Source organism: Rhodococcus sp. BP-349 (genome assembly GCF_019835845.1).
GTDB lineage: Bacteria > Actinomycetota > Actinomycetes > Mycobacteriales > Mycobacteriaceae > Rhodococcoides.
The window spans coordinates 758837-766392 of record NZ_JABUDR010000002.1 but is presented as its reverse complement, the minus strand read 5'-3'; the positions used below and the strand labels follow the sequence as shown (position 1 = coordinate 766392).

5 protein-coding genes are annotated in these 7556 nt (G+C 68.3%); 1 reads left to right on the top strand and 4 read right to left on the bottom strand.

The window, feature by feature from the left end:
- Positions 1 to 553 precede the first annotated feature (553 nt).
- Entirely contained in the window at positions 554 to 2383 is a 1830-nt protein-coding gene (locus HQ325_RS14155) for a galactose oxidase-like domain-containing protein (protein ID WP_222630443.1), read from the top strand.
- 11 nt (positions 2384 to 2394) lie between these two features.
- Here HQ325_RS14155 and HQ325_RS14150 read toward each other — a convergent pair whose 3' ends face one another.
- The 4 genes from HQ325_RS14150 to eat are packed head-to-tail and all read right to left on the bottom strand — an operon-like array spanning position 2395 to position 7488.
- Positions 2395 to 3900, bottom strand: a complete 1506-nt coding sequence (locus HQ325_RS14150; RefSeq protein ID WP_222630442.1) for an amidohydrolase — start codon at positions 3898 to 3900, stop codon at positions 2395 to 2397.
- A 26-nt stretch (positions 3901 to 3926) separates the two neighbouring features.
- Positions 3927 to 4652: an ethanolamine ammonia-lyase subunit EutC gene (eutC, locus tag HQ325_RS14145; protein WP_222630441.1), complete on the bottom strand. Its 726-nt coding sequence runs from the start codon at positions 4650 to 4652 to the stop codon at positions 3927 to 3929.
- Complete coding sequence (locus tag HQ325_RS14140; protein WP_222630439.1) at positions 4649 to 6061, bottom strand: ethanolamine ammonia-lyase subunit EutB; 1413 nt, start codon at positions 6059 to 6061, stop codon at positions 4649 to 4651. Before HQ325_RS14140 ends, eutC begins: the two co-directional genes overlap by 4 nt.
- Positions 6058 to 7488 (bottom strand): ethanolamine permease, encoded by a 1431-nt coding sequence (gene eat / locus HQ325_RS14135; protein WP_222630437.1) that lies wholly within the window; start codon positions 7486 to 7488, stop codon positions 6058 to 6060. The genes HQ325_RS14140 and eat overlap by 4 nt, the downstream gene beginning before the upstream one ends.
- Between the last annotated feature and the right edge of the window lie 68 nt (positions 7489 to 7556).

Genomic DNA, 7556 nt, shown 5'->3' with positions numbered 1-7556 from the left:
GCTTCTTGCACCATCCTCACACTCATCGTCGATGACCGCTCCGTGCGATCACCACGGACCACCCGAAGCCGTGGCGGGTCGTTCCGCCAGTCCTTCACGGACGCGATTCTCGACACCGGCACCGTCGTCATATCGCTCACGACGGACCTGGCGTTACCGGTCGCACCGTCTCACCCCTGCCCGTTTTCCTCTCCACATCCAGCCTGTCGGATGCCCTCGAAACCTCGATACTCACCGTTCACCTTCCGCCGCACAGGCACCGGGAGGTCGGTTTCGGCATCGTTCGATCGTACGCGGATCGCCTCGCCGCGATCCAATCCGGCGAGGGTGTCCCGGCGCTTGATCCGCACGGTGTGCGGCTGCCTCCTCCAGTGACTGTCTCAGACATTCGGATGGCTCACGAATGAAGATGGGTCGGCCGATGGGGACCATGCCCGCGGCACCGACCGCACCCCCGGCAATGGCGCTCGGGAGCGTCTTCTCGACCCTGCACATCGTATTTTTAGGTCTTACGGTTTGTTTTTGAGCCATTCTTCGGCCATAGTGAAGGTTCATGTTCACAGTGCTGACGTCAGTCGGCCCGACTGCGGAGGTCGATGTGTTCTCACGCCGCGATCCCGTCGCCTCGTCGTCCGACGCGAACTTCGAACCGCACATCGGACTGGGACGTCGCGCGTTTCTCGCGAGCCTGGGAGTCGCCGCGGTCACCGCACTCGTCGGAATCCCGGCGCGGGTGTCATCGGCCGCGCCCGTCGGTGCGTACACCGTCGGTCGGGACGCACTCGGACTGACGCAACCGCCCGACTCGCTACTCGGTCGAGTGGCCCCGTCCGTCGACGCGGACGAACGCGGGATGTTCGCCCCGTCCGAGCCGTGGCCGGTGGTGCCGCTGTCCGCGGTCGTTCAGCCCGACGGCCGGTTGCTGACGTTCGGGACCCCACCCGGTGTGAGCCGTCAGCGGGGAATGGACTTCGACGTGTGGGACCCGGTCTCCGGATTCGATGACGACGCACACACCCGTACCGTGTCCATGGACGGATATGACGCATTCTGCAACGGCCTCGCCGGTATGTCGGACGGCCGCTTCATGATGGTGGGCGGTAACGCCACCACGTCGTCGATGATGTACGACCCCGCCACCGGCGAACATGTCACCGGTAGCCGCCTCGCACAACCTCGGTGGTACCCGACCGTCCTACGGCTCGTCGACGACTCCCTGATCGTTCTCGGCGGCGGGGAACAGGTCATCGACGCTTACCTCACGCCCTGGGACCAATCACGGGTGGCGATCACACCGGAGATCAGTACCGACGACGGTGGGTGGCGCCAGTTGACCGGCGCCACGTCGACGATGGCCTTCGGCGCACTGAACAACCATTGGTGGTATCCGCGGGCGTACAACGCACCGGACGGGACAGTCTTCGGCGCTTCCGGTGACGTGATGTGGTCGCTCGACCCGTCCGACGGTGGATCGCTCGTGGAACACGGTCGGTTGCCGCACTCGATCGGAGTGTCCGGGACTTCGATCATGTTCGCGCCCGGCCGCATCGCGCTGATCGGCGGCGGTCAGCTGATGAACGTGGACTACGCCATCGCGTCGACGGCTACGGTCCTGGTCGACATCAACGGCGCATCACCGAGCGCGCGTGCCACGGCCCCGATGGCCCACGGACGGCACTGGCTGAACTCGACGATGATCCCCTCCGGCGAGATACTCGTGACCGGCGGAACGGGAATCGGCGTGACCGGCGACAGCGCCGTCCACGAAAGTGAGATTTTCGATCCGAACACCGAGACGTGGCGTCCGGCTGCGTCCGCGACCCGTATCCGTACTTACCACTCGACAGCGGTGTTGATGCCGAGCGGTGGTGTCTTCACCGGGGGCGGTGGTGTACCGGGACCCGAGAACAACTTCAATGTCGAGATGTACTACCCGCCGCACCTGTTCACCCGTACTCCCGACGGTCGCGTGGCGTGGGCCGACCGTCCCACGATCGTCGCGATCGCGGGCGACTCGCGGCGAGGCGGAACCGTCGATCTGACCGTCGACCACACCCGCCCGGTCGTGTCGGCGAACCTGATCTCCCTGCCCAACGTGACCCACAGTCAGGGCGTCGACCAACGATTCGTTCCTCTCGGCACCTCACCCACGGTGTCCGGTCTGGCCATCGTGGTTCCCGACATCGGCGAGGCGCCGCCGGGGCACTATCTGCTGACGGTCGTCGACGACAACGGCGTTCCGTCGCCGTCCCAAATCGTCGACATACCCGTCGACGGGCCGATGACGATCACCGTGTTCGGCGACGGACCGCCGCCACCACCGGAAGCGACCGGAGGACCGGTCTCTCTCGACGACGTCGGAACGCATTCGGGTCACCACTGACCTTCCCGGGCTCAGGACACGTGGGTCGCGCGCCCACCGCTGATCGTGGCAATCACCGGAACGGACCTCAGGTCGGCGTTCGACAGGACGTACGGGGACTCGGCGAGCACGACGAGGTCGGCGGCGGATCCGACGTCGACACCGACGCGCCCACCCGAGGCCGCCCGCAGTGCGACGTCCACCGGCACCGCCTCGCCCGGATGCCAGGACGGTCGCTCGTCGTCGGTGCGGAACACGGCATCGGCGACGGCCGACCGCGGATCGGGCGGGGAGACGGGAGCGTCGGACCCGAACTGCAGCAGCGCCCCGTGGCGGTGCAGCGAGTGGTAGCCGTACGCGATCGACCGTCGACCGGACCACAGGACGTCGGCGACGTCGCGATCGGTCACCGCGTGCTGCGGCTGGACCGAGGCGACGACGCCCAGAGCCGCGAACCGGTCCAGATCCTCCGGACGGACCTGCTGCGCGTGCTCGACGCGTCCACCGACGACGGGGAGGACACCCGAGTCCATGAGCTCGCGCACCGTCTCGAAGGCGTCGAGCACGACGGTGTTGGCGCGGTCACCGATGGCGTGCACCGCGGCCGCGATCCCACCGCCCGCCGCTCGCGAGATCAACCGCACCAGCTCCGGACGGTCGACGAGCAGCAGCCCGTGTGCCTCGGCGTCGTGCGTCGCCGGCTCGGCGTGGCCCGCGTCGGGATAGGGGTCGTGGCAGCAGGCCGTCCGCGTGTTGAGCGACCCGTCGGCCATGATCTTCAGCGGCCCCATGCGGAGCATGCCGCCCGTGTCCGCGGCGACGTCGCCGGTCCGGTGGCCGGCGGCCAGCGCTTCCTCGAGCCACGTCGGCCACGTCGACGCACTCACCCGCACCGCCGGGCGACCGGAGGCGAAGCGGCGCGTCCACGCGGTGAGGTTGTCGTCGAACTCGAAGTCGAGGACCTCGGTGACGCCCCGCGCGGCGAGATCCTCGGTGGCCTCGCAGACGTACCCGTCGAGCACGTCCGTCCCGACCCGAGCGTCGACGGCGCTGCAGATCGCGATGGCGTCGTGATCGCGGAAGACGCCGGTGGGATGATCGATCGAGAGCTCGCGCAGCAGCGCCGGGGAGAGCCAGACGGTGTGCAGGTCCATGCTGGTGACCGCCACGGACACGCCGGGCAGAGCGGCCTCGAGCATGTCCTTGTGCGGCGCCTCCGACCACAGCGCACCCCGAAACCCCTGGGCACGAATGTCTTCGGTGAGACCCGACCGGACCAGCAGGTCGACGAGGTGCCGCGCGCCGGTGGCCGCGCCGACGTCCAGACGGCGGCGTGCGAGCGCCCACTGCGCCATGTGCAGGTGCCCGTCGACGAACCCGGGCAGCAGCACTCCCCCGCACCCGTCGACGACGGTCTCGGCGGACACGGGAGTCAGGCGCTCCCCGGGCGCCGAGATCTCGCTCACCAGGTCACCGACGATGCGGACGTCCGAGAGGTCGTCCCGCGCGGGATCGACGCGCACACGTTGCAGCAGCACGATGTCAGACCCTAACGGTGCGCGGGTCAGGTCAGTTCGCGAGAGGAGTCCTTGAGGTCGACGCCGGACCGTCCGAGCGTGCGCGCGCCCGCGACCAGCGATGCCGTCACCCGCGCCGCGTGGTCGTAGTGCATGCCGCCGGGCGGATGGATGTTCGAGATGCAGTTGCGCTCGGAGTCGTTGCGACCCGGCTTCGGTCCGTGCGTCAGGTAGATGCCCAGACTGTCCGCCACCGACAGGCCGGGACGCTCGCCGATGACGACGATCAGCGTCGCTACCCCGAGCGCCGCACCGACATGGTCACCCAGGGCCACCCTGGCCTGGGTCGCGATGACCGGGGGCGCGATCGTGAACGTGCTCAGCGAGTCCTTCAGTGCAGCGAGCAGACCCGCACCGTGATCCATCAGCGCCCGCGGGGAGAGACCGTCGCACAGCACGATGCCGATGTCCGCGTCGACCGTGTCGACGCCGGACAGATCCTCGGGTTGCCGCCCCAGATCGGGCCGGCGCAGATACTCGCTGCGGGTGGACGCCCTGCTGGACACGACCACCGGATCGCCGAGTCCGACGGCCGCGATCTCCCGAGCGAAGCCGTCGGTGTCGAGCGGCATGTGGACCGCGTCCCGCGCCGCGGCGTGGGCGGCCCGGAACTCGAGCACCCTCGTCGTCGGCAGGGCGTCCCCCGCCCGGCCGAGTCCGATGCGCGCCTGCGTCGTGACACGCAGGTCGGTCCAGAAGTCCGGTGTGCTCATGCCGGCGTCGTCAGCGCTCGCAGCGGCGACGACGCGGCGTCGACGGGCAGGACCCGCCCCGCGTCGTCTGTCATCCCCAGCCGGTGCATCCACGCCTCGAACTCGGGAGCGGGCTTGAGGCCCAACACCTGCCGGACGTAGAGGGCATCGTGGAAGGACAGGCTCTGGTAGCCGAGCATGATGTCGTCGGCACCCGGCACGGCGATGACGAAGGCGGCGCCCGCGGCACCGAGCAGCGTCAACAGGGTGTCCATGTCGTCCTGATCCGCTTCGGCATGGTTGGTGTAGCAGACGTCGACACCCATGGGCAGGCCGAGAATCTTGCCGCAGAAGTGGTCCTCGAGGCCGGCGCGGATGATCTGCTTGCCGTCGTAGAGGTACTCGGGTCCGATGAAGCCCACGACGGTGTTGACCAACAGCGGATCGAGCGCCCGCGCCAACCCGTACGCGCGGGTCTCGAGCGTCTGCTGATCGACCGGCTTGCCTCCGGTACCGACGTGCGAGTTCGCGGAGAGCGCCGAACCCTGCCCCGTCTCCAGGTACATGACGTTGTTCCCGACTGTGCCGCGGTGCAACGACTTTCCTGCCTCGTTCGCCTCGAGGAGCATCGGCACCGTCACCCCGAAACTGGAGTTGGCACCCTCGGTTCCGGCGATGGACTGGAACACGAGATCCACCGGGACACCCTTGCCGATCAGGTCCACGGTGGTGGTGACGTGGGAGAGCACACACGACTGCACCGGGATCTCGAAACGCTGGCGGATCTCGTCGAGCAGATACAGCAGATCGGCTGTCGCAGCGGGTGAGTCGGTCGCCGGGTTGATGCCGATGACGGCGTCGCCCGATCCCATCAGCAGACCGTCGAGCGTTGCCGCGGCGATACCGTGCGGGTCGTCCGTCGGATGATTGGGCTGCAGGCGGGTGGCCATCGTGCCGGGCAGACCGATGGTGGTGCGGAACGCCGAGATCACCGTCGCCGCCCGCGCCACCGCGATCAGATCCTGGTTACGCATGATCTTGCTCGTCGCGGCCACCATCTCCGGGGTGAGGCCGGGCGCGACGTCCCGCAGTGTCCGGGCGCTGTCGGGTTCCGCTGCGACCGTGAGCAACCAGTCCCGCAGACCGCCCACCGTCAGATGCGAGACAGCGTCGAATGCCTGCGCGTCATGGCTGTCGATGATGAGGCGGGTGACCTCGTCGCTCTCGTACGGCACCACCTGCTCGTCGAGGAACGTCTGCAGCGGGAGATCCGCCAGAACCCAGGCGGCGGCGGCACGTTCGGCGTCCGACTCCGCCGCGCAGCCTGCGAGTTGATCGCCCGATCGCGCCGGGGTGGCCTTCGCCATGACCTCGACGAGACCGTCGAAGGTGTAGGTCGATCCCGAGATCTGCTGGTGGTAGGTGCTCACCCGAGTTCGTCCTCGGCAGCGGCGAGCGCCGCGAACTCCTCGTCCGGAGAATTGGCCACCAGGTGGTGGCGGCTGTAGACGCCGAAGTAGACCATGAAGAGCGCGAAGACGACCAGGCACCACAGCGCCGCCTGGCTGTCCACGAGGAACGTCGCGATCACGGCGAAGGCCGCGATGACGAGCGCGAATCCGGTCGTGACCGTGCCGCCCGGCGTGCGGTACGGGCGCGGCATGTCGGGCTCGCGGCGACGGAGCACGATGTGGCTCACCATCATCAGAACGTAGCTCAGCGCCGCCCCGAAGACGGCCATGTTCAACAACATCGAGCCCTTGCCGGTGAACGTCAGGGCGAAGCCGATGACGCCGGGCACGATCAGTGCCAGCGTCGGCGCCTTTCGGCTGTTGACCACCGACATCGACTTCGGCAGGTAGCCGGCGCGGCTCAGCGCGAACAGCTGCCGGGAGTAGGCGTACATGATGGAGAAGAAGCTCGCGATCAGACCGGCCAGACCGATGTAGTTGACCACCGTCGCGGCGCCGCTGTCTCCCAGTGCCTCCACCAACGGGTTGCCCGACGCCTGCATCGCGTCGGCACCCCCGGCGCCCGTCACGAGGATCAGCATCGCGGTGGCGGTTACCAGCAGCACCGCCATGGCGGCGATGATGCCGCGCGGCACGTTGCGCGCCGGATCCTTCGCTTCCTCGGCCGCGAGCGGCACGCCTTCGATCGCCAGGAAGAACCAGATCGCGAACGGTACGGCGGCCCAGATCCCCAGGTACCCCATCGGCAGGAAGCTCGACGCGCCCGCGGCGTCCGTCGGGGCGATGTCGGTGAGGTTGGAGGCGTCGAACTGGAAGATCGCGGCGACGGCGAAGATGACGAGGCCCACGAGGGCGATGCCGGTGATGACGAACATGACCTTCAGCGCCTCACCCACTCCGGCGAGGTGCACGCCGATGAAGATGGCGTAGACGGCGAGGTACACCCACCACCCGTCGGTGATCCCGAACAGGCCGAGCGACTCGACGTAGGCGCCGATGAACGTCGCGATGGCCGCGGGGGCGATGGCGTACTCGATGAGAATGGCTGTGCCGGTGGCGAATCCGCCCCACGGTCCGAGCGCGCGCCGGGCGAACGTGTATCCGCCGCCCGCGGCCGGGAGCGCCGACGACATCTCCGCCATGCCCAGCACCATCGCCAGGTACATGCCCGCGATGAGGATGCCCGCGATCAGCAGTCCACCGAACCCGCCCTGCTCGAGTCCGAAGTTCCACCCCGAGTAGTCACCCGAGATGACGTAGCTGACGCCCAACCCGGCCAGCAGCACCCACCCCGCGCTGCCGGTCCTGAGCGTGCGCTTGGCCAGGTAGTCGGACGATTCTGCCTGAGAATCGGACGCCACGGGGCGCGGTTCCTTCACGGCCATGGGTGAGCCTCTTTCGGAGTGTGGGCGGGTGGTGAGGTGAGGCTAGGACTGCCGTGTTGCGGGGACGT

What these genes read in the sequence shown, in the direction of transcription:
- eat (WP_222630437.1), bottom strand. Translation starts at nt 7,488, where the DNA reads ATGGCCGTGAAGGAACCGCGCCCCGTGGCGTCCGATTCTCAGGCAGAA.
- HQ325_RS14155 (WP_222630443.1), top strand. Translation starts at nt 554, where the DNA reads ATGTTCACAGTGCTGACGTCAGTCGGCCCGACTGCGGAGGTCGATGTG.
- eutC (WP_222630441.1), bottom strand. Translation starts at nt 4,652, where the DNA reads ATGAGCACACCGGACTTCTGGACCGACCTGCGTGTCACGACGCAGGCG.